This is a genomic window from Actinopolyspora xinjiangensis (genome assembly GCF_900104475.1).
Classification (GTDB): Bacteria; Actinomycetota; Actinomycetes; order Mycobacteriales; family Pseudonocardiaceae; genus Actinopolyspora; species Actinopolyspora xinjiangensis.
Map to the genome: position 1 here is coordinate 355,259 of NZ_FNJR01000003.1, position 20,022 is coordinate 375,280.

General features: G+C 67.0%; 24 protein-coding genes. 12 read left to right on the top strand and 12 right to left on the bottom strand.

Features of this window, described 5'->3' with window-relative positions; all coding sequences use genetic code 11:
- The first annotated feature begins 18 nt into the window (after nt 1-18).
- Nucleotides 19-999, top strand: coding sequence for an Acg family FMN-binding oxidoreductase (locus BLQ75_RS06555; RefSeq protein ID WP_092599303.1), 981 nt, complete (start codon nt 19-21; stop codon nt 997-999).
- A 623-nt stretch (nt 1,000-1,622) separates the two neighbouring features.
- On the opposite strand, the gene BLQ75_RS06560 is transcribed toward BLQ75_RS06555, so the two are convergent.
- Entirely contained in the window at nt 1,623-2,255 is a 633-nt protein-coding gene (locus BLQ75_RS06560; protein WP_170837359.1) for a DUF4360 domain-containing protein, read from the bottom strand.
- A 355-nt stretch (nt 2,256-2,610) separates the two neighbouring features.
- Nucleotides 2,611-3,573, bottom strand: a complete 963-nt coding sequence (locus BLQ75_RS06565; protein WP_092599309.1) for a DUF2332 domain-containing protein — start codon at nt 3,571-3,573, stop codon at nt 2,611-2,613.
- 134 nt (nt 3,574-3,707) lie between these two features.
- On the opposite strand from BLQ75_RS06565, the gene BLQ75_RS06570 reads away from it, so the two are divergent.
- Entirely contained in the window at nt 3,708-4,757 is a 1,050-nt protein-coding gene (locus tag BLQ75_RS06570; protein WP_092599312.1) for a DUF4185 domain-containing protein, read from the top strand.
- A gap of 122 nt (nt 4,758-4,879) precedes the next feature.
- Here the strand turns inward: BLQ75_RS06570 and BLQ75_RS06575 are convergent, their stop codons facing one another.
- On the bottom strand, nt 4,880-6,097 hold the full coding sequence (locus BLQ75_RS06575) for an FAD-dependent oxidoreductase (RefSeq protein WP_092599315.1): 1,218 nt from the start codon (nt 6,095-6,097) through the stop codon (nt 4,880-4,882).
- 93 nt (nt 6,098-6,190) lie between these two features.
- Here BLQ75_RS06575 and BLQ75_RS06580 point away from each other — a divergent pair, with 93 nt between their 5' ends.
- A complete protein-coding gene (locus BLQ75_RS06580) occupies nt 6,191-6,826 on the top strand; it encodes a TetR/AcrR family transcriptional regulator (protein ID WP_092599318.1) in 636 nt (211 codons plus the stop codon).
- A gap of 158 nt (nt 6,827-6,984) precedes the next feature.
- Here the strand turns inward: BLQ75_RS06580 and BLQ75_RS06585 are convergent, their stop codons facing one another.
- Both BLQ75_RS06585 and BLQ75_RS06590 read right to left on the bottom strand, forming a co-directional pair.
- A complete protein-coding gene (locus BLQ75_RS06585; RefSeq protein ID WP_092599321.1) occupies nt 6,985-8,595 on the bottom strand; it encodes an FAD-dependent oxidoreductase in 1,611 nt (536 codons plus the stop codon).
- Nucleotides 8,596-8,598: 3 nt separating this feature from the next.
- On the bottom strand, nt 8,599-9,516 hold the full coding sequence (locus BLQ75_RS06590; protein ID WP_043573498.1) for an AurF N-oxygenase family protein: 918 nt from the start codon (nt 9,514-9,516) through the stop codon (nt 8,599-8,601).
- Between the two features lie 334 nt (nt 9,517-9,850).
- Here BLQ75_RS06590 and BLQ75_RS06595 point away from each other — a divergent pair, with 334 nt between their 5' ends.
- From BLQ75_RS06595 to BLQ75_RS23370, 4 genes are all read left to right on the top strand, one after another.
- Entirely contained in the window at nt 9,851-10,597 is a 747-nt protein-coding gene (locus tag BLQ75_RS06595) for a DUF427 domain-containing protein (protein WP_092599324.1), read from the top strand.
- Nucleotides 10,598-11,020: 423 nt separating this feature from the next.
- Entirely contained in the window at nt 11,021-11,602 is a 582-nt protein-coding gene (locus tag BLQ75_RS06600) for a trypsin-like serine peptidase (protein ID WP_139182931.1), read from the top strand.
- A gap of 12 nt (nt 11,603-11,614) precedes the next feature.
- Nucleotides 11,615-12,085 (top strand): trypsin-like serine peptidase, encoded by a 471-nt coding sequence (locus BLQ75_RS06605; RefSeq protein ID WP_092599330.1) that lies wholly within the window; start codon nt 11,615-11,617, stop codon nt 12,083-12,085.
- A gap of 1,201 nt (nt 12,086-13,286) precedes the next feature.
- Entirely contained in the window at nt 13,287-13,454 is a 168-nt protein-coding gene (locus tag BLQ75_RS23370; RefSeq protein ID WP_170837360.1) for a hypothetical protein, read from the top strand.
- 130 nt (nt 13,455-13,584) lie between these two features.
- On the opposite strand, the gene BLQ75_RS06615 is transcribed toward BLQ75_RS23370, so the two are convergent.
- The 3 genes from BLQ75_RS06615 to BLQ75_RS06625 all read right to left on the bottom strand — a co-directional run bounded on the left by BLQ75_RS06615 (nt 13,585) and on the right by BLQ75_RS06625 (nt 16,347).
- Nucleotides 13,585-14,052, bottom strand: a complete 468-nt coding sequence (locus tag BLQ75_RS06615) for a tetratricopeptide repeat protein (RefSeq protein ID WP_092599336.1) — start codon at nt 14,050-14,052, stop codon at nt 13,585-13,587.
- Nucleotides 14,053-14,208: 156 nt separating this feature from the next.
- Nucleotides 14,209-15,147, bottom strand: a complete 939-nt coding sequence (locus BLQ75_RS06620) for a serine/threonine-protein kinase (protein ID WP_170837361.1) — start codon at nt 15,145-15,147, stop codon at nt 14,209-14,211.
- Between the two features lie 1,020 nt (nt 15,148-16,167).
- Nucleotides 16,168-16,347 carry a DUF397 domain-containing protein gene (locus BLQ75_RS06625; protein ID WP_092599710.1) on the bottom strand — a complete coding sequence of 60 codons (180 nt, stop codon included), beginning with the start codon at nt 16,345-16,347 and terminating at the stop codon, nt 16,168-16,170.
- Nucleotides 16,348-16,489: 142 nt separating this feature from the next.
- On the opposite strand from BLQ75_RS06625, the gene BLQ75_RS06630 reads away from it, so the two are divergent.
- Entirely contained in the window at nt 16,490-16,810 is a 321-nt protein-coding gene (locus tag BLQ75_RS06630) for a zinc metalloprotease (RefSeq protein ID WP_092599342.1), read from the top strand.
- Between the two features lie 2 nt (nt 16,811-16,812).
- Nucleotides 16,813-17,529: a hypothetical protein gene (locus tag BLQ75_RS22995; protein WP_139182932.1), complete on the top strand. Its 717-nt coding sequence runs from the start codon at nt 16,813-16,815 to the stop codon at nt 17,527-17,529.
- Here BLQ75_RS22995 and BLQ75_RS06640 read toward each other — a convergent pair.
- The 4 genes from BLQ75_RS06640 to BLQ75_RS06655 form a co-directional block, all read right to left on the bottom strand.
- A complete protein-coding gene (locus BLQ75_RS06640) occupies nt 17,471-17,665 on the bottom strand; it encodes a DUF397 domain-containing protein (protein WP_043573503.1) in 195 nt (64 codons plus the stop codon). The two genes, BLQ75_RS22995 and BLQ75_RS06640, sit on opposite strands and share 59 nt — an antisense overlap.
- 6 nt (nt 17,666-17,671) lie before the next feature.
- On the bottom strand, nt 17,672-17,869 hold the full coding sequence (locus tag BLQ75_RS06645) for a hypothetical protein (RefSeq protein ID WP_052428140.1): 198 nt from the start codon (nt 17,867-17,869) through the stop codon (nt 17,672-17,674).
- A 147-nt stretch (nt 17,870-18,016) separates the two neighbouring features.
- Complete coding sequence (locus BLQ75_RS06650) at nt 18,017-18,211, bottom strand: DUF397 domain-containing protein (protein ID WP_092599348.1); 195 nt, start codon at nt 18,209-18,211, stop codon at nt 18,017-18,019.
- A gap of 76 nt (nt 18,212-18,287) precedes the next feature.
- Nucleotides 18,288-19,145 (bottom strand): helix-turn-helix domain-containing protein, encoded by an 858-nt coding sequence (locus BLQ75_RS06655; RefSeq protein WP_092599351.1) that lies wholly within the window; start codon nt 19,143-19,145, stop codon nt 18,288-18,290.
- 199 nt (nt 19,146-19,344) lie between these two features.
- On the opposite strand from BLQ75_RS06655, the gene BLQ75_RS06660 reads away from it, so the two are divergent.
- From BLQ75_RS06660 to BLQ75_RS23375, 3 genes are read left to right on the top strand one after another with little or no spacing between them, the layout of a single operon-like run.
- Entirely contained in the window at nt 19,345-19,593 is a 249-nt protein-coding gene (locus tag BLQ75_RS06660; RefSeq protein WP_043573509.1) for a hypothetical protein, read from the top strand.
- Between the two features lie 2 nt (nt 19,594-19,595).
- Nucleotides 19,596-19,868, top strand: a complete 273-nt coding sequence (locus tag BLQ75_RS06665; RefSeq protein ID WP_092599354.1) for a hypothetical protein — start codon at nt 19,596-19,598, stop codon at nt 19,866-19,868.
- Nucleotides 19,865-20,008, top strand: coding sequence for a hypothetical protein (locus BLQ75_RS23375; RefSeq protein ID WP_170837363.1), 144 nt, complete (start codon nt 19,865-19,867; stop codon nt 20,006-20,008). The genes BLQ75_RS06665 and BLQ75_RS23375 overlap by 4 nt, the downstream gene beginning before the upstream one ends.
- The last annotated feature ends 14 nt before the right edge of the window (nt 20,009-20,022 follow it).

Consider the following 20,022-nt stretch of genomic DNA (forward strand, 5'->3'; position numbering starts at 1 on the left):
GCGGCTGGGAGGTACGGGATGGGGGATTTTCCACCGGCGCTGGGGCTGTCGGCCGAGCGGACCGAACGAGTGATCCGGCTCGCGGCCACGGCTCCCTCGCTGCACAACCGGCAACCCTGGCGATTCCGGCCACTGCCCCACTCGATCGAACTGCACTACGACCCGCGGGCGCGATTGCCCGCCACCGACCCGTGGGACCGGGAACTGCGGCTCGGGTGCGGTGCGGCGCTGCTGAACCTGCGGCTGGCGCTCTGGCACGAAGGCATCGAGCCCGTCACCACACTGCTTCCGAACCTCGGTGAGGAAACGGCGCTGGCCGAAGTACGTGGGGAAGGTCGTTCGAGCGCTTCCCCGGAACAGCGGACGCTGTATCAGGCGATCGGTGACCGCCACACCAACAGACGTCCGTTCCGGCCCGCCACGGTACCGGTGGAGCAGCGGCACTCGTTGATCGAAGCGGTGACGCGGGAGGGGTGCTGGCCGCACGTCGTGGAACGCGGCGAGCTGGGGCGGCTGGAGGACATGGTGCACCGTGCGCACCGAGTCCAGTTGGCCGACCCGCGTTTCCGAGCGGAAATGACCAGGTGGACCGGGCAGGGTCCCGAGGCCAGCGAGGGAGTCCCCGCCTCGGCGGCGGGCCCCGAGCGGGAACCTCAGGACCGTTGGGTACTGCGTGACTACTCGGCGGGGCGGGCGAAACAACGCGTTCCGGGCAAGGACTTCGAGGACGACCCGCTGCTGCTGGTCGTCTGCTCCTACCACGAGGGCCGCGCGGCGGACCTGCGAGCGGGACAGGCCCTGCAACGGATGCTGCTGACCGCCACCTCCCACGGTTTGGTGGCCTCGCTGATGTCACAGGTGATCGAGGTCGAGGAAACCAGGCAGGAGTTGCGGCGACTGCTCGGGGGCAGCCCGCACCCACGAGCCCTGCTCCGGGTCGGGTACGGCTCGCACACCGCACCGACACCGCGACTCGAACCACGCGAGCTGCTGCTGTAGCTTCCACGCCGTCCGCGCTACCGCCCGGCCGCTCCGACATCACGTGCCGTCGCTTCCGAGGGGCGAGCTCGTCGGAGCCGCCCGGAGCACGACCACCGGACGGCGCGCGCGTGCCGCACACGGTACCGGGCTACCGAGCCCGACAGAGCGGCCGCGAACCCACCCGATCCTCGCTGCTTCCGACCACCAGCGGGTCGGCGTTGGACTCGCTCACCTCCTCCAGCGGCGACTCGGACGGACATCTCCCCTCCCCACCGTGTCGTCCCGGACGCGAGCGGATCGGCGGTTCGGGCTCACGACGCGGTTCAGGGGCACTCGCCGAAGTCCCGAGTGCTCGCCGAAGCGGGGAAGCCGGCCGAGGACGACTTCTGGGCCGTGGGGTCCGGTCGCACGGTTCGCGGGAGCGTACGGCGGGATGCGGGCCTCTGCCGATCGTGATCGCGGCCCGACCACCGGGATCACCGACAAAGGCCCGTCCACCGCCCGTTCCGGAGAATTCAACGAGGTCTTCCGAGATTTCGACGACACGGAAGCGCGGCTGGATCCGAGCGAAGACACCGGCAACCGCGCATTCCCGCCGAAGGAAAGGGAGACCTCAACCGGACGGTCTTTCAGAACAGCGGTCAGGATTCACATTTCTTCCAGGAAAAGTGGTAGGTGGTCTTGATGCTCCCGTCTGTCGAATCCATGGTCATGAAGCTGGTCTCGCTCGAGTCCGAGGTGCCCGCGTTCACGCGCAATTCCGTGTTGATGTTGAAGTTGCGCTGCACGCCGCAGGGCTTGTAGACGACGTCGCCGATCTCGGTCTCGTCGGTGACCTGCCAGTTGTCGCTGTAGGCCCCCTCGAACGTCTCGCTGGAGTGCGTCGTCCTGGAGTCACCCTGGAAGTAGTAACTGGCCTGGTGGGTGCCGGTTGCCCCCTCGGCCAGATGCGCGAAACCGCGGTAGTCGGCCCGGGCGATCCCGTAGGTGAGCCCCTGGGGCACGTGCACGACGAGATTGAGCTGGCAGTTCTTCCGGAACGCCGTGGGGTCCGAGTCCGGTCCCACCTCGGCGAGGTAATCGCTGTAGGTGACGGTGAAGGCCTTGTTATCGGGGGAAACGGCCACGTCGGCCGTCCCCTCCGGACATCCGGAGCCGTTCACGGTGGCGACGTCGATTACTATCTCGTCCGAAGGCGGCGAGTCGAACTCCACCGCTGTCGGAGCGAAGAGAGTGGACAACGCCATACCGGACGCGATCAGACTGCTTAACACCGAATTTCACCTCTTCGAGTGAAAAATGACAACACTGTTCGTTCCCGCAGCACGGAAAACGGCTGCCCCATTTATCTCGGCAGCTTGGATCACTTTATGAGAACGCTCCCATACGTCACAGATCCTTTCGGAGTAGTATCGCTTCCACGTTCGTGTCGAAATGCAGACAAAGAACCAATGGTAGGATGACCCGGAATTCCGAAAACGGCGTCCATACCGAGATCACCTGAAAGTACCAACGTGCCACTCGGATTTTTCCGGAACGCCGCGCGGACCGCGAATTCTCCCGAAACGTGTCACCGCGTTCCCCGCCTCGTTCGCGGCGGTCGGGGACGTCCCGCGCGGAATACCCGCCTCAGTCGTACCAACGCATCCAGGCACCGTGGGGGTCGGTCGATGCCAGCACCTCGCTGCCGTCCCGGACCAGGACGAACGAGTCGTTCGGGGCGTCGACGGTTTCGACCGGACCGATCACACCGGGCGCTTCGTTGGACAGCCAGACCGCTCCGAGCTCGCGCACGGCAGCGGCGAAGTCACGACGAACGGACTCGGGCACGTAGGCCAACACGGCCGAGTGATACACCACCAGGGTGGCCCCCGCCGGGGCGTCGGCGGCGATCCGCCCGAGGTCCTCGAGGAGGTCACCACGATGGACGACAGGACGGTGCCGGGCGGCGGTGCGCAACGCCGCACGCAGCCGTTCCCGACGGCTCTCCTCCCCCGGCCAGAGCAGGCACTCCAGCCAGTTCGCGTGATCCTCCGCCCCGACGTCGAGCGGAGCGGTGTCGATCCCCGCCCGCCACACGACGGTGGGAACCCTGTCGGGCAGCGGTACCGGACCGTGTGGACGGCAGCGCAGCACCGGGGCCTCGGGATCGGTGCCGATCACGTGGTGGCCCGTGTAGTCGTAGGAGTAGTGGTCGGGCAGCAGGTTCAACCCCGCCGAGGCTCCCACCTCCAGCAGCGTCAGCGGCTCCCGCAGCCGGGCCAGCGCGGGAAGCAGCGTGGCGCAGCGCCCCGCCTCGTTGGTCTGGGTGCGCCGGGCCAGCACCACCGCGGTCAGCTCCCCGGCGCGTTCGCGGACGAGTCCGCGCAGGGTGGCGGGTTCGGGCGGAGCACCGAGCAGGTACCGCGCGGCGGCGAACAACAGGTTCGGTTGGCGCTTGTCGCCCGGCAGCGTGGCCAGCAGCCCCAGGATCTCCTCGTCGTCGGCGACCGCCTCGGCGAGGGCGCCGTACTCCGGTGAGCGCTCGGCGACCGCCGCGGCGAACCGCCGGTAGTTCTCGGCGGTGCTCAGGTCCTGTTCGTGGCCCGCCATGCCTCGTGCACCCGGGCCTCCGCACCACTGTCGATCGTCCATCCCGGATGGGATGCCCGAAACCGGGAGCGGTGGCGAGCGGCTGTTTCCGTTACCTCGCTCACCCGGCCAGGCTCGAACGGAAAACCGGGTGGATGGGTGAGGATCGGTGGCGGAGACCGCGAAGGCCCGAGCTGGTGGGAACGGGGGCGACGGTGCGCAAGATACGGGATCTGACCGGGCCGGGGGTGACCGGCGAGTTCGGGATCGGGGGCACCGATCTGGGGGTGATGGCCACCGCTCCGGACGGCAGGTTGGTGGCGGTGTTCGGGGACACTTTCGAGCGGGCCGGTGTGGGAGGGCCCGGCTGGCGCTCCCCGGTGGTGCTGTTCGGTGCCCCGGAAACGGCGCGCACCGGGATCCAGTGGGTCGGCGCGGCGGGCCGGGGCCGCTACGCCGAGCAGATCCTGCCCTACCGGCACGACTCGATCATCCACGGCAGGCGCGTGAGCACCGTGATCCCCACCGATGTCATCACGATCGGCGCGACGATGTACCTGCACGTGATGGTCTGCGCGGGCATCGGCAGGGTGCACTGGACCGAGGTGCACCGCTCCACCGACAACGGCGAGACCTGGCACCACACCGGGACCACCTGGCCGGGTGACCACCACGGCGGGCTGTTCCAGATGCTGACCTGGGCGCTCGGCGACGACGGCTACGTCTACGCCTTCTCCACCGGTTTCCAGCGGGACAAGGGGCTGTTGTTGCATCGGGTCCCCGCCGAGCGCCTCACCGACCCCGCCGCGTGGCAGGGCTGGGGCCGCCGCGACGGCGCGTGGTCGTGGGGCGATCCGCCGACGGTCGTGCTGAACGGCTCCTACGGTGAACTGTGCCTGCGCCGCGTGGCGGACCAGTGGTTGCTGTGCCTGTTCGACGCGGGCAACTACCGCATCGACGTGTCGCGACCGGCCCACCCGAACTCGAACCCGCACGAGGCGCCGCGCACCACGGTGCTGCGCGGCAGCTCCTGGCACGACGAGGACCACGCGAGCGGACGCGTCGCCCAGCTCTACGGCGGCTACATCGTCCCGACGACCACGTTGGACGACCTGCACCTCGTGGTCAGCCAGTGGAACACCGCCAGGAACTGGCCCTACCGGTCCATGCAGTTCGCCGGTGATCTGTCCCGTCTGGCCGGATAGGGCGGTCACGACGTGTCCGGCTCATCGCGCACCGACCGAGCCGGAAGCTCTTGCCGGTACGGTGCTCGGTGTCCGGTTCGGCAAGCGCACCACCGGCGAGCCCGTCCGGCCGGCACGCTCGGCTACCGGGCCGGTTCGACCCGCTCGTGGTCACGCCGTTCGAGCAGTTTGCGGATCGGGCCGAGTGCGGTGTTCACCCCGACCAGCGCGGTGGCGAAGTCCCGGACCCGGCAGAGCGTCCTGCCTCGGCGCATCATCAGACCGGCCAGCTGGCGTGAGTTGCGCTGCGCCGACTCGACTCGGGGGCGCTGGACGCGTTCGTAGTCCCGCAGCGCCTGGCCCACCGAGGTGCTGTCGGTCGTGGCGAGGCGCCGCGCCAGGGCACCGGCGGACTCCATCGCCATGGCCGCGCCCACCCCGGCGGTGGGCAGGAAACCGGCCGCGGCGTCTCCGAGCAGGGCGACGCGTCCCGCGGTCCATTCCGCGCACCGCACGTCGGACAGGCTCCAGTAGTGGTTCTCCGGGCTGGTGGCAAGCCCGGTGAGGGCGCGGGAGCAACGGGCGTCGAGGGTGCGCAGCCTGTCGCGAATCAGTTCGGCGAACGCGGCCGGTCCCCGCCGCGTGTCCGCACGGGGGCCACCGACGAACACGCCGAGCCGTCCCGGCACGGGGTAGAGCCCCACGAAGCATCCCGGCCCCCAGACCTCCTGGTAGAGGTCGGGACGCTCGTCGGACTCGGTCCAGGTCACCCAACCGCCCCAGGCGGTGTCGTAGGTGCGCACCCGTTCGGGGCCGAGCACCAGTTCCCTGGTGGCCGAGTGTATCCCGTCGGCGGCGATGACGGCGTCGAACTCCACCTCGAACTCGGTCCCGTCCTCGGTCAGACCGACCCGAACGGTCCGTCCGCTGTGGTCGATCCGCGTCGGTCGGGTTCGCCAGGCGACCGGGACGTCGTCGGTGGCCAGCAGTTCGAGCAGCTCGCCGCGCTCGATGCCCCGGTAGTGGCCGAACTCGCCCAACGCGGTGGCCACCGAGTAGTCGTGGAGCCTCGCACCGGTCGAGGAGCACAGCCGGTACTCGCGCACGGCCACGCTCCGCTCCAGATAGCCGCGTTCCAGGCCGAGTTCGCGGATCACGGGATCGACGAAGGGCATCAGCCCGAGCATGTAGCCGGACTCGTGGCGCTGTTCCGCCCGCTCGACGAGCACGGGGTGCAGTCCCCGGTCGCGCAACGACCGGGCCAGTGTCACTCCGGCCACCCCGGCACCGACGATCAGGGTTCGCGGTTCGCGCTCGCCGACGGCGGCGAGCTGCTCGGTCACTGTTGTGGGGACGAACATCGCTGGTTACCTCCGCACCTAGTTTGGACCACCTGGTCCACAGCAACGGTAGCAGCGCTTGGACCGGCTGGTCCAATGCCTTAGGGTGAGCGCATGGCACTACACGATCCGTCCCCGGAACGGCGCGAACGGGTATTGGAGACGGCCACGCGCGAGTTCGCCCGCCGTGGGTACGAGCACGCCTCGCTGAACTCGATCATCCGGGCGTGCGGAATGAGCAAGAGCTCCTTCTACCACTTCTTCGGCTCGAAGGCGGCGCTGTTCGAGACGGTGGTGACCGAGGCGATGCGGCTGCTGGGGCGGGAGATCGACGTGCCGACCCCTCGGGAGCTGGCCGGTCCCCGCTTCTGGGACCACATCACCCGACTCGTCACCGAGCTGCTGGAGCTGGCGGGCCGGGGAAGCTGGTTCGCCGAAGCGGGGAAACTGTTCTACTCGGCCGATTCCCCCGTCGAGCACAGCCCGGCGCTGCGCGGCGCGATCTCGTCCGTGCGGGGCTGGCTCGACGAGGCGCTCGAGGTCGGACGGGAGTGCGGCGCGGTGCGGGACGACCTGCCGAGCTCGCTGCAGGCCTCGCTCGTGTTCGCGGCGCTGCGGTGCCTGGACGACTGGTCACTGCACCACCTGCACGAGTACTCGGAACGGGAGCGCGAGCGGATCGCGCGGGCACAGCTGGAAACGCTGTACCGGATGCTGGCCCGCGACACCGGCGCCGCCGGAGGCTGGTGACGCGGGATCGACCGCAGCCGTGCACGAGGCGCGTCTCCGAGATCCGGACGGCCGATGGCCGAGAACGCGGTCGGGGGAAACGTGTTCGGAGCCTCGACGACGAACGCGCCCCGCCGGACACCCTGTTCGGCGGGGCGCGGTAGCGGTCGTCGTGACCGTCAGCCGAGGCGGGCGGCTCCGCCGGACAACTTCGCGCGCAGCCGCGACAGCGGCCCGTCCATCCCGGAGTTCCGGGCGCTCGGTTCGGTCAGCCGCCCGGCCACCGCGTCGTCGAGCAGCGTGCCGACCGTCTCCTTGGCGCAGGCGCGGTTCGCGCCGATCCCGCCGGAAGGACCGCGCTTGATCCACCCCACCACGTAGGTTCCCGGCCGGTCGCTGACCCGACCGGCGGAGTTCGGCACGGTCGCGGTCCGTTCGTCGAACGGCAGTCCGGGCAGCGGCACGCCGCGGTAGCCGACCGCTTTGACCACCAGACCGGCGGGGATCTCGACGTCCCGGTCGCCCGCCCCGGCGCGGATTCCGCGCACCTCGGTCTCGCCCACCAGCTCCACCGGGGCGGAGTGGAACCGCAGCACGATACGCTTCCGGCCGCTCGTTCCCGCACCACCGGCGGGAGCGGACCAGTCGACGGACTCGCGGCCGAGCTCCCGCAGCAACCCCGCCTTGTCGTCGTTGTCGGCGGCGTCGATGGTCGGCGCGATGCGCGGGTCGTGCGTGTCCACCACGAGCTCGATGTCGTCGCGCTGCACGAGTTCGAGCAGCTCCGGCCTGGTGTAGGCGGCGTGCTCGGGGCCTCTGCGTCCCAGCAGCACCACCTCGCGGACCCTGCTGGAGCGCAACTGCCGCAGGGCTCGCGGCGAGATCGGGGTGTCGGCGAGCCGGTCGGGATCGGTGGTCAGCACCCGGGCCACGTCCAGCGCGACGTTGCCGTTACCCACCACGACCACTCGCTCGGCCGAGAGGTCGACGGCGTCGGCGACCGCGTCGGGGTGGCCGTTGTACCAGGACACCACCGAGGTGGCACTGACGCTGCCCGCCAGGTCCTCGCCCGCCACGCCGAGTTCCCGCGCGGAGGAAGCGCCGACCGCGTAGATCACCGCGTCGTGGCGGGAGGCCAGCTCCTCGGCGGAGACGTCCCTGCCGACCTCGACCCCGAGCCTCATTCGGAGCCGGGGGTGGGTGTGGAACCGGGCGAACGTCTCGCCGATCCGTCTCGTGGACGGGTGGTCGGGGGCGACCCCGTAGCGCACGAGGCCTCCCGCCACGGGGAGCCGGTCCAGCAGCGTCACCCGGGAGTTGGTGTGCAGCAGCAGGTCCTCGACGGCGTACATCCCCGCCGGACCGGTGCCGACCACCGCGACGTCCAGCGGCGCGAAGTCACTGGGGATGACGCGGTCGAACACCGGCGGCGACCAGGAGTGGAAGTTCGGCGAGGGCTTCGGCTTGGACTCGGTTGTGGCAGTGTTCGAGGCCGTCTCCGAGGTCGTCTCCGCCGCCGAGTCGGCGCCGGTGTCGCGCTTGGCGTAGTACTCGGCGTTGATGTCGGCGTACGCCTTGAGGGAACCGGTGAGCCGGTCGACCGGGAACACCGCGTCCACCGGGCACGCGTCGGCGCAGGCACCGCAGTCGATGCAGGTGCTCGGGTCGACGTAGAGCATCTCGGTGGAGCCGAAGTCCGGCTCGTCCGGCGTGGGGTGGATGCAGTTGACCGGGCACGCCGCGATGCAGGAGGCGTCCGTGCAGCAGGTCTGGGTAATCGCGTAGGCCATGTATCAGATCAGATTCGCTCGCTTGTAGAACCAGGTGGCGGGCTTGGTGAGCAGTCCGGCCGAGTCGAGGAACTCCATCAGTCCGGCGCAGCTGGAGCGCACCAGGGACTTGTAGTGCTGGTTCGCCTTGGCCTCGCGGACGGCTCGGTCCACGTCCAGTCCCGCGTTCTCGTAGACCTTCTTGTTCACCATGCTGGTGACGATGAAGTACGAGGCGGCGGCGACCACCACGGATTGGATCTGCCTGCGCACCGGCCCCACCCCACGAAGACGCTCCTTGGTCTCCTGTCGGGCGAACTTCATGTGCCGCGACTCCTCGACCACGTGGATGTTGTTGATGGTGCGAACGAAGGGGGCGACCCGTTCGTCGCGCATCCAGTCCCGCTGCATCACGTCGAGGACTTCCTCCGCGACCAGGATCGCGGCATAGGCGGCCTCGCCGAAGGCCAACGTCTTGAACGCCCGGCCGAGTTCGAGCACGGGACGGGGCGGCCGGTAGGCGGGTGCGCGCAGTTTCGCGGCGCCGCGGCCGAACATGATGGAGTGTCGGCACTCATCGGCGATCTCGGTCAGCGCCCACTGGAAAGCGGGGTCGGCCGGGTCCTTGGCGTAGAAGTCCCGCAGCACCATCTGCTGCAGGATCATCTCGAACCAGATGCCGGTGCTGGCCACGCAGGCGGCTTCCTGCCTGGTGAGCTCCCGCTGCTGCTCCGGGGTCATCTCGGACCAGTAGGCGGTGCCGTAGAGCGTGCTCCACTCCGGACTCGCACCGTGATAGTCGGTGTCGAGCGGCGTTTCCCAGTCGACCTCCTGGACCGGGTCGTAGGACAGCGTCTCCGAGGAGTCCAGCAACCTGCGGGCCACCTCCTCGCGGTCGGGCGTCGCAGCGGTCGCGTCTGATCCGGTGATACTGCTGGTCATGGGCACTCCCTACCGAAATGACGACGATATTTCGGTGCCGCCGAAATAGTGTTACTGAAGGTAACAGCTACTCGCGCGTAACCGCGAGAGTGCGACATACGCTACATGTGTGACTTACGTCACGACAAACCCCGCGTTGTCGGCGTGACCGCGCGATCCGCCCCGGACGGAGCGCGCGGCGGGTCGGTCGCCGTCGGGGCCGGATCCGGTGCGCGGGCCCCGTCCCGTCGGCGGGAGCGCGGGCTCGTCCGGACGGGCACGAAGTTTCCGGACAGCACCCGGTGGGTGCAGAGTGGGGAACGAGCCTGACCCCACGCGGAAACGAGCGGGACCGATGAGCGAACACGAGGAGATCCGGGCCGAGGACTCCGAAAAGCGCGTGCGCACCATGCTGGCGGGGCGGGTGGTGGCCGACACCCGGCGACCGGTTCTCGTCTGGGAGCACCCCCACTACCCCACCTACTACGTCCCGCGTGAGGACGTGCGGGCCGAGCTGACCGACACCGGCGAAGTGCGGCGGTCGCGGCGGCTGGGCGAGGGCACGATCTACGACGTCGTCACCGCTTCGGCGACGGCACCGGCCGCCGCGATCGGCTACCGGGACTGCCCGCTGCCCCGACTGCGCGACCTGGTCCGGATCGACTGGAACTCGATGGACGAGTGGTTCGAGGAGGACGAGCCGGTCTACGTCCACCCCCGCGACCCTTACACGCGGGTGGACGTCCTGGAGAGCTCACGGCACGTGGAGATCCGGCTCGACGGCGTCACCCTCGCCGACTCGCACCACCCGCGAATCCTGTTCGAGACCGGCCTGCCGCCCCGCTACTACCTGCCGCTGCCCGACGTGCGGATGGACCTGCTTCGGCCCAGCGACCACGAGACCCACTGCCCGTACAAGGGGACCGCGAGCTACTGGCACGTGCACACCGGCGAGGCCGAACATCCCGACACCGTGTGGACCTACCGCACCCCGCTGCCGGAGAGCCACAAGATCGCCGGGCTGGCGTGCTTCTACGACGAACGCGTGGACGTCCTCCTGGACGGCGAGCTCCAGCGGCGACCCGAGACTCCGTTCTCCTGACGGAGATCCCACCACAGTGGCCGGGAACGGTCGGGAAAGTGCGGCTCTCACGACCAGTGACCACCCACCACAACCCCGACCGAATTCGGCTCACTCGATCACAAGAGCTCACCGGACTCGAACCCCGACCAGCAGCGGCGTCAGACATTCCCGCAGTCGTTGCAGACCTTCCCGCCTCGTTGACCGCTACAGCGTTGTGAGTAACCAGCCGCGCTGATTCTTCCACGGAAAAGTCGGCCCGCGCGGCGTTAATGCGAACGGCCAGCGCCTCGATAAGCCGTGCTGGGCAGCTGCCCCTGCTTCTGGGAGCTGTGAACGTTTGGGCAACTTGGCGGTGTTTGTCCCGTTCGTGGATAGCGATGATCACAAGCGCACATCACACGACGACAATGCCGCCAAGAGACAGGAAAGACACTGGGTGAGATGCGTACGCGACGCTTGGTAACGGGGCTGGTGGTTGCGACCTCTGTTCTGGCGACCGGTAGCAACGCGATCGCTGTCGCCGATCAATCCCCCACAGCAGGGACAACTCCGTCCGAATTCACCGAGACGGTGACCAAGGAAGTGGTCAGCACCTCGAACACCGCTGATTTTTGGACGAAGGAACGGATGCGACGGGCCGTGCCGGCGCCGATGCCGCGGCCGAGCGATGGCCAGGTTTCCGATCCCGAGGAGCAGGAAAACGTTCTGCCGCAGCAGTCGGAACAGGGAAGCCTCCCGCGAGGAGTTTCCACCCCGCAGTCGTCGACCGAGCCGCGGGCGAGTGCGATATCCCGAGCTCAGCGATGGACAGAGCCCGGCATTCCGGCCTCGACCACGGGCAAGATCTTCGCCGAAGGCCCTCAGGGGCAACTTTACGAGTGCAGCGGTTCGGTAATCACTGCCGACAATCAGAACACGGTCTGGACCGCCGGTCACTGTCTCCACAACGGAAACGGACAGTTCTACAGCAACATCACGTTCGTGCCAGCCCATGACAATGGAGAGGCACCCTACGGTGAGTGAAATGCCAGCTACATGGTGACTACCACGGGCTGGGCCGAAAACAGGGACTGGGGATACGACATCGCCGCGTTCGCGGTATTTCCGCAGTCGTCCGACCTCGAACACAGGGTAGGTTCACAAGGATACCGATTCAACGCGGGCCAGGAATTCACGGATGTGCGTGTGTTCGGATACCCGGCAGCGGGATACCAACGCACAGATTTCAATGGTGAACTGCTGTGGTACTGCCGCGGCGACACAGTCGATGCGAGTTCCTGGAACCCCCTGAACGAAAAGGTGCGCACCGACTGCGACATGCACAGCGGGGCAAGCGGTGGACCGTGGATCGACGACATGAACTCGAACGGTCTCGGCTACATCATCGGGGCCTCAAGCCACCGACAAACTGACCCTGACACTGGAGATTTGATCAACAACTACTTTTTCTCGTCCAATCACGGCGACGCGGCGATAAACGTCCACGAGGACGCCTCGACCTACTGACCTCCCACTCGGCTCCTACTGCTACGTCCGCGGGATGGCACGGTCAGCCATCCCGCAGGTCCTCGACAGGGTCCTTGAACGTAGCTCCTTCTTCCTTCAACCGTCTCCACGGAACGCCCTCATTCCGTTCCACGTCGGTGGAAACCACGCCCGCGCCAGGGGTACCCCCCGGTGATTCGGACTCGGATGAGGAGCCATCCATCCGCGCGATCCCCCAAGCTCCCAGGAGCAGAACACCAACAGCGACTGCGCTGCCAAGTAACCACATTCCACGCCGCATGGCACTACCTCCTTCGCAGGGAGGACGCGACGCAACCGTCTCACGGTTGCACAGTTACAACGGTCCGTGCCGGTAAGTCCGACCATCTCCCAACACTCTTACTCGACCGCCCTCGACGAAAAGGGTCCTGCGGGGACGTGACGCATCACTTACCCAGAATGCCGAGGCATGTCAGTAGGTGAATGACGGCCTTTCGGGACGACTGCCCGATCGCGGCGTCCACCGTCTGTTGCCCGGCCGCCGAAATCCGGGTGATGCGGACTCGGTCTGCCGGGATTGCGCGGGCATCACCCGCGACTTCGTCTGCGGACGATGCGGATTCGAGGGCTGCCTGCTGGGCGGGCGCCGCTGCGAACCCCGCACCCTGGCTACAAGCTCACCCAGCCCCTCGACGACGGCGCCGGGCAGATCCGCCCGGAACTGGTGCCGGCGCTGGAAGGTGTCCTGGCGACTCGGCACCCGAAACGAGACCTGGACTGGCTCGCGGTCACCCGGCCCCGCTCCGCTGACGACCGTGGCTCACGGAGAGCTTCCCATGACGCAAGAAGCACTGGCCGCACTGTCGGACCGGCACACAGCCTCCTTCGTCCGCGAACCAGGCCAACCTCTCCAGCCACGCAGCCTCAGCGAGTCCCTCCACCACAAACGGCGTCCCCACCCGAACCGGACGCACCTCAGCCCTGTGCCCCCTCATGCTTCAAGCCCCAGCACCCTTCGCCGCCACCCTGCTCGACTTCCACGACAAACACACCACCCGCGTCCTGACCGAAGCCGGAGGAACCTGGAACCGCTACGCCCCAGCCACCACGACCAGTGCCCCCACCACACCCCGACCGAATTCGGATCACTCGACTACAAGAGCTCACCAGGATCAAGCCCCGATCTCAGGACATCCGGCCTGATCCGTGGTGTGATCGGGTTATGCGACGAGGACGCAACGGGCATCCGTGCGAACCGGACACCTCGCGGATCGGGCTGTGGCGCTGTGAGGAGTGCGGACAGCAGTGGGAGATCCACGGTGTCGCCGACAACCCCAGGATCCGCAAGGTCAGCCGGATCGGGTGGTTCTTCGCCAAGCTCTTCGGGTGAGCGGTGCCGGTTGAACGGTGCCGGCCGCCGCTCAGCCGACGAGCCGTGCGGGCTCGGCACGTGGCTCGCGGGAACCACCATGGCGACGGCTCCCGGCGCCGCGAAAGGCCGGGACGCGCTGGCGTGCGGTTCATCGCCCCAGTTCGTCGAGCCGGGCCAGCATCCGGCGTGCCTGCTCGGCGTGGAGCTGGGACTCCTCGGTGGTGGCGGCGGCCAGCACCTGCCGCAGCAGTTCCCTGGCCGCGTTCGTCTCACCGGTGTTCGACAGCAGCGTCGCGAGCTGGACACGAACCTCCAGGATGCGTTCCAGCTCGCTCGGCAGCAGGCGCAGGTATTCGTTGAGCAGTGAGCGGAGTTCGCGGGCCGCCCGCTGGTCCTCGCCGAGCTCCATGCGGCAGGTCGCGGCCATGAACCGGCACTCCAGCACGGACGCGACCGGGACGCCCGAATCGTCGCCGAACTCCGCGAGCAGCGTGGTGTACTCCTCCAGCGCCGCCCGGTAGTCGCCGCCGAGGAAGTGGAAGGTCGCGAGGTTGCGCCTGATCTTCGTTCTGCGCTCCGGGGTGAGCCGTCGCCGCAACGAGCGGTCCAGCAGCAACGAGCGCAGCAGTTCCGCCGCCTGCGTGAAGCGTGCCTCGTCGACCAGTTCGTTGGCCCGCTGCTGCTCCGAGCGGATGCGTTCCTCGGCCGCTCGCGGGTCGGCGACCGGAACCTCGCCGGGAGGCTCGGTGGACTCGGGCCGACGTCGCGAGGATCACGGGGCGTGCGGATGCCGGTAGGGAGCTGTCGGGTCACCGCTGTCGATGACGGAGGCGGAGTCCTCCGGCGCGGGCAGGTACGGCAGCAGCCGCCGGTAGACCTCCCTCGCGTCCTCGGGGCGCTGCTGCGGGTTCTTGGCCAGCAGATCGAGCACGAGCCGTTCCAGCTCCGCCGGAACCGCCACGCCGCACTCCCGCAACGGGGTCGGTGGCACGCTCATGTGCTTGTGGACGATCGCGGGCGCACCGGGAGCGTCGAACACCCGTTCACCGCTGAGCAGTTCGTGCAGCACGTATCCCAGCGAGTACAGGTCACCGGCCGGGGTGGCGGTGTTGTGCATGGCCTGTTCCGGTGCCATGTAGGCGGGGGTGCCCATACTGTCGCCCGCACGGGTGAGTTTGGTGTGCCCGCCTTCCAGCACGGCCGCGATGCCGAAGTCGAGCACTTTGACCGTGCCGCTCTCGGCGATCATCACATTGCTCGGTTTGAGATCGCGGTGGATCAACGAGGCCTCGTGAGCCGAGGTCAGCACGGCGGCGATCTGCGCGGTGACCGACACCGCCCAGGACACCGACAGCGGCGCGTGCTCGGCGATGATGTCGGCGAGATCGGTGCCGGAGATCCGTTGCATGACCAGGAACAGCTCGTCACCCTCGGTGCCGACGTCGTGCACCGCCGGAACGCCGGGGTGTTCGACCTTGGCGGTGAGCTGCGCCTCGCGCACGAACCGCTTGGTCAACAGCTGCGGGTCGTCGGCTTCGGCCAGCTTGGCCGAAGGCAGCAGCTTCACCGCTATCCGCCGGTCCAGTCGCTGGTCGTAGCCGGACCAGACCTCGCCCATCGATCCCCGCCCGATCGGCGAGGTCAACTCGTAGCGCCGCGCGATCACCCGGTTGCCGCTCACCGGCTCCTCCTCGTCACCTTCCACCGTCACGCCGCACCCGAGCACCACTCCGGCGGGCGAGCCCGAGCCACCCGGAACCGCGTGTCCCGCCCGATGCGTCCGGTGCGCGCCGACCGCCACCGCCGCGAGGGCCGGCGAGAGGTTCCGCCGAATGACCGCCCGAAACCGGGACGACAGCGTCCCACTACCAACGCACGGACAGAAGATCATCCGTATCACCCCGGAGAACAGCGGTCAAAACAGCGGGCAAGGCGATGTGTCGTCCGCTGCGACTCGTCTGTCGGACCTCGCGGTTTCCCGATGGGGCCGCGCTCGCGCTGACTCGTCGCTACCCCGAGCCTCGGAGATTTTGCTTCGAGTTCGCAGCGCACCGGCTCCCAGTGAGGTCCAGAGACCTCCCCTGCGTTCGGGGCTGATCCCGGTCTCGGACCGCGGCCCCCGACAGTCTCACCCGGCCCCGGAACCAGGCCGCCGTCCGTCTTTTGAGCCGGAGGCGATGCCGGGGCTCGGGAACCGCGTGGACCCGTAAGGCTGCGAGCCCCCCTCGATCTCGGGTGAGCCGTGAAACGGACACAGTTCTCCTGGGATCGAGGGGGAGGTGAAGGTCTCGGTCTACCGGAATTGTGACTTCGGAGCTTCACCCCGCGAGCCGGATTAAGGGCTCGCCGAGCCGGGGGTTACGGGCAGAGCGGCGATGATGGGCCGATAGTGCCCGAACATGAACGCCAGGGCTTACCAAGGACACGGCCGGGTTCGCCTGGATCGTGCGTTGCCTGACGCGCGAGCTGCACGCCCTCTGACGGCGGCCCGCACGGCTGTGAACCGTGGCCAGGACTTGTAACCCTCCCCACACGCTGCCTGGACCGCATGTGGCGGGAAGCGTATTCCGTGCTACGCTCAGCACTGTTATTTTGCTTCTTGGCGGATACAAAATAACACGGAGTCCCCTGGTCACGATCAGGGGACTCTTCTTTGTTCGTGACCGATCGTGCACACGATAGAAAGCACCCCCGGAACGAATCCGAGGGTGCGAAGCAGTTCGGCTGTTGGTCAGTCGAACCGGCTGGTCTTCACGGCGTCGAGGAAGGCCGACCACTGCGAGCCGGTAGCGGTGAAGAAACCAGCCTCGCGGTCCTTGCTGTCACGAACGCCTACGTTGTCTGAAGTCACCGCGACCTCGACGCACTGACCGCCTTGCCCGGAGCACGAGCTCGGACGCCACGCGCTCATGGTGCGTTCCCTCATGTCGCATCCGCTCATGCGGGGATCATCGTACGCGCCAACTTCACGGACTCCCGCTGCGACAGCGTTGCCGAGCGGACCTCGTCGAAGATGTAATGAAGTCGACGCTGCTGACCGGGACTGGAGTGCCTTGGGAAGCATTGACGTCCGCCCGGACAGTGCCGGTGTCTACGCGGATGTGAACGTCATGGATGCCTATGAAGAGACAGCCGACTGGTCGGGCCTGTGGACGGCCACCGTCGGTTCTCACGAGATCCATCTGAATAATTATTTTTTGCAGGACTACAGCCTGTACAACAGGCAGGCCGTCGTCGAACACGAGTTCGGTCATGCGTTGAAATCGGGGCACCGAAATGATCGATACACGCTCATGTATTGCTACGACGACAGTAGAGTGCCCAACGCTCCGGCGCAGTCGGACATAGCGCAGTACCGTTCATATTGGGGTTGATCATGAACAGAACGAAACGCATCTCGCTGTGGGCCGGAGCCCTCGTCGGTGCCGTGGGAATCGCGTTCGGAGTGGGCTGGTTTTTCGTGATGCCCACTCAGCCGGGCGAGGCTGAGGCGACCTACGCTTTCAAGCTGGATACACCGAAAAAAGCAGCCGGGTGGGCCGATGATGTCTTCGTCGCCCGGATCACGAGCAAGATCGGCTCGGAAAACAGCCCGTCCGGTATCCCGTACACCAAGTACCGGGCCGAGGTGGTGTCCACGCTCAAAGGCAAGGCCGAGGGAACAGTGCGGGTCGCGCGGATCGGCAGTGAGAACCCTGTGACCCGGGACAACGTGCGAGTAGGAGACTCTCCCTCGCTACGTGCGGGACAGACCTACGTTCTCGCCAGTCGGCTGAACACCCAAGCCGGATGGCACAATGTTCCCTCTTCGTTCGAACCGAGCGAGGTCAGCGGCATCGACGATCCCGCGATGGAGCAATGGAAAAACGCCGTGAAAAACGGGAAGCTTCCCCAAGGGGCCAAGCCTTCTCAACTCGACCGGTCGATATCGCTGAATGATGCCTACGGAAGGCTCGCCTCGACTGAGCGAGCCCCAACGGGTGCGGCCGAATTCGTGTTCGGTCGCACCCGACAGTCCGACCGGAAAACTTCATTCAGTCGAACCGGCTGGTCTTCACGGCGTCGAGGAAGGCCGACCACTGCGAGCCGGTAGCGGTGAAGAAACCAGCCTCGCGGTCCTTGCTGTCGCGAACGCCTACGTTGTCTGAAGTCACCGCGACCTCAACGCAGTTGTCCGCGCCCTGCGAGCGGCTGGACTTCCGCCAGGTCACGCCGGTCAGATCAGCCATGTTTACCTACTCCGTGGTCTGGTGTCGCAGCTCCTTGATTCGACGGTCAAGCATCGTCGCGGTTTCGCGCTCGGACGCCGCCGCCGCGCGCAGCCTATCGAATCGACCGCTTGTCGGCGACAGTTTCCATCCGCTGCCGAGCACGACGTACTCGCCGGTCGTGAACGGGATTACCCGCGGAACGACGTTGTAGCGCTTGGTCATCTCGCGCGGGTGTTGAAGCTGATCACGAACACCTGGTATTCACCGATCTGTCGATACAGCGTGGCTTCGCCGTTCGCTACCGACTGTGCACGCGATAAAAAGCACCCCCGGAACGGATCCGAGGGTGCGATGCTCTCCGGCTGTCGATCAATCGAACCGGTTGGCCTTAACAGCATCGATGAAGGCGTACCACTGCGCGGGGGCCGCTGCGAAGTGACCGGCCGCACGGTCTTTGCTGTCACGAACCCCGACGACCTCCGAGGTCACCGCAACCTCAACACAGTTGCCACCGTTTCCGCTGCGCGAGCTTGTCCGCCACGTCGCGCGCGACAGGTCTGCCATTGCCGCCCCTTTCGAAGTCTCGATCTCGCCGAGGGCATCGTACGACCCCAGACTAACGAGACAGGGCAGGGGCGAACTACGCAGTCAGAGGCTGCCCTGGGGCGATTTCGCGCACCAGGTCGATGGACTCGCGCTGCGGCATCGCCGAGGATCGCAGTTCGTCGAACAAGTTCCGCAGCAGCGTCACGTCCGAGTTGTCCTCGATCACGTGCCCTCCCAACGGACCATCCATGTAAGCCACGTCAGGGTCGGTTTGTTCCGCGAAACTCAGCACCGCGAAACCGGATGTCATCGAGGCATGTGCCCCAGTATCGTACGGGACGACTTGGAACATCACATTCGGTCGTTCGGCCAGAGCCAACAGGTGTTCCAGCTGCTCACTCCAAACTTTCCTGCCGCCCACCTTGCGGTGTAGGGCCGCCTCGCTGACCACCCCACGCAGTTCCAGCGGATTGTCCTTGTCCAACAGACGGCGTTGCCGTTCCATCCGTGCGGCCACGCGTTTCTCGACATCCTCGGGATCGGTGATGTGTCCACCCGAGGTGTGGATCGCCCGAGCGTAATCCTCGGTCTGTAGCAAGCCGGGGATCAATTCCTGCTCGAAGTTGCACACCAACGCGGCATCACTTTCGAGACCGACGAACGGCTTGAACCACTCGGGGAGACGGTAGGTCGACCACCAGCTGCGCTTGGAGCCTTCCCGGCGCGCGTCCTCCAAAGTCTGTCGAACTTCGTGGGGTGCGTCGTAGAGCTCCAACAGGGCGGCCAGCTCCATCTTCTTCATGCTGGCCTGGCCCTTTTCCCAGTTACGGATGGTCTGCGGCGACGCGCCCATGTGCTCGCCCACACCGGAGACGGTAAGCCCCGCCTTCTCGCGAAGCTCGGAAAGATGCGCGCCCAACCGTCGTCTACGTGCTGTTGGTCCGAGTGCCATAGCCAAGCACTGTAGTCGATCAACTATCTCACGACTATCACCTAAATGAGCTACGCATCTATGTTGTTCAAATCTTGAGTCAAAGATTTCAGTTCGCTAGTGTGACTGATCGTGAGCACAGCGCAATCACCACGGCCGATCAGCGCCGTGTGGGCAGGCCGCGATCTGGGGCGGGCTGCCGTGGAACGGGGGGAGCTCTGTGGAGATCGGTGAGGAGATGGAGCGCATCGCGGTGTACTGGTTCACTCCGGAAGGAGATCGCTACCAGCACGCGACGTTGCGCGAGCCACCGGCCGAAGGTGGGCCGGTGCTGACCTTGGGGCGACATGCCTACGCCGAAGCTCCCCCGGTCGAAGACCGGCGCATGAACCATATTCGACCGTTCTGCGAGGACTGCTTCAACGAATACCTGCGGCTGGACCGTGGACAACCGAGCTGGAAGGACTAACCGTGGACACCGTCGAACGACAGCACTACTGGCTACCCGTGCCGAGCCGGAGCGGGTTTCAGTGGCACCGGCACGCCTTCCGGGGCAAGCACTGGGACGGCCGACCGGCCGACACCTCGGTGTGCGGCAAGCCGTGCGCGATGGCCAAACCCAGCGAACTGGACTGGTTCCAGGCCCCCACCTGCCCGGACTGCACCGAACTCCTGATCACCGAACAGTCAGGCACCGCCAGTGCCGAGCAGCCGGATACCGGCAGCCCCGAGGGGGAACGGTGACCGGACGGCACCGCGAGCCGGACCGCGTACGCGGCTACGTCCCCGCCTTCTCCGGCGACCTGTACGAACCACCGAAGAGACGAACCACGGTGCCGTACTCGATGCTCGTACGAGTACTCGACGGACTCCGAAGGCTCTGAGAACGCCCACGGGG

Coding starts and splice junctions, on each gene's coding strand:
- BLQ75_RS06565 (WP_092599309.1), bottom strand. CDS start 3,573: ATGGCGGGCCACGAACAGGACCTGAGCACCGCCGAGAACTACCGGCGG.
- BLQ75_RS06640 (WP_043573503.1), bottom strand. CDS start 17,665: ATGGCTGATCTGACCGGCGTGACCTGGCGGAAGTCCAGCCGCTCGCAG.
- BLQ75_RS23370 (WP_170837360.1), top strand. CDS start 13,287: ATGCGACGAGGACGCAACGGGCATCCGTGCGAACCGGACACCTCGCGG.
- BLQ75_RS06595 (WP_092599324.1), top strand. CDS start 9,851: ATGAGCGAACACGAGGAGATCCGGGCCGAGGACTCCGAAAAGCGCGTG.
- BLQ75_RS06585 (WP_092599321.1), bottom strand. CDS start 8,595: ATGGCCTACGCGATTACCCAGACCTGCTGCACGGACGCCTCCTGCATC.
- BLQ75_RS06655 (WP_092599351.1), bottom strand. CDS start 19,145: ATGGCACTCGGACCAACAGCACGTAGACGACGGTTGGGCGCGCATCTT.
- BLQ75_RS06645 (WP_052428140.1), bottom strand. CDS start 17,869: ATGACCAAGCGCTACAACGTCGTTCCGCGGGTAATCCCGTTCACGACC.
- BLQ75_RS06575 (WP_092599315.1), bottom strand. CDS start 6,097: ATGTTCGTCCCCACAACAGTGACCGAGCAGCTCGCCGCCGTCGGCGAG.
- BLQ75_RS06600 (WP_139182931.1), top strand. CDS start 11,021: ATGCGTACGCGACGCTTGGTAACGGGGCTGGTGGTTGCGACCTCTGTT.
- BLQ75_RS06555 (WP_092599303.1), top strand. CDS start 19: ATGGGGGATTTTCCACCGGCGCTGGGGCTGTCGGCCGAGCGGACCGAA.
- BLQ75_RS22995 (WP_139182932.1), top strand. CDS start 16,813: ATGAACAGAACGAAACGCATCTCGCTGTGGGCCGGAGCCCTCGTCGGT.
- BLQ75_RS06570 (WP_092599312.1), top strand. CDS start 3,708: ATGGGTGAGGATCGGTGGCGGAGACCGCGAAGGCCCGAGCTGGTGGGA.
- BLQ75_RS06625 (WP_092599710.1), bottom strand. CDS start 16,347: ATGAGCGCGTGGCGTCCGAGCTCGTGCTCCGGGCAAGGCGGTCAGTGC.
- BLQ75_RS06605 (WP_092599330.1), top strand. CDS start 11,615: ATGGTGACTACCACGGGCTGGGCCGAAAACAGGGACTGGGGATACGAC.
- BLQ75_RS06590 (WP_043573498.1), bottom strand. CDS start 9,516: ATGACCAGCAGTATCACCGGATCAGACGCGACCGCTGCGACGCCCGAC.
- BLQ75_RS06650 (WP_092599348.1), bottom strand. CDS start 18,211: ATGGCAGACCTGTCGCGCGCGACGTGGCGGACAAGCTCGCGCAGCGGA.
- BLQ75_RS06580 (WP_092599318.1), top strand. CDS start 6,191: ATGGCACTACACGATCCGTCCCCGGAACGGCGCGAACGGGTATTGGAG.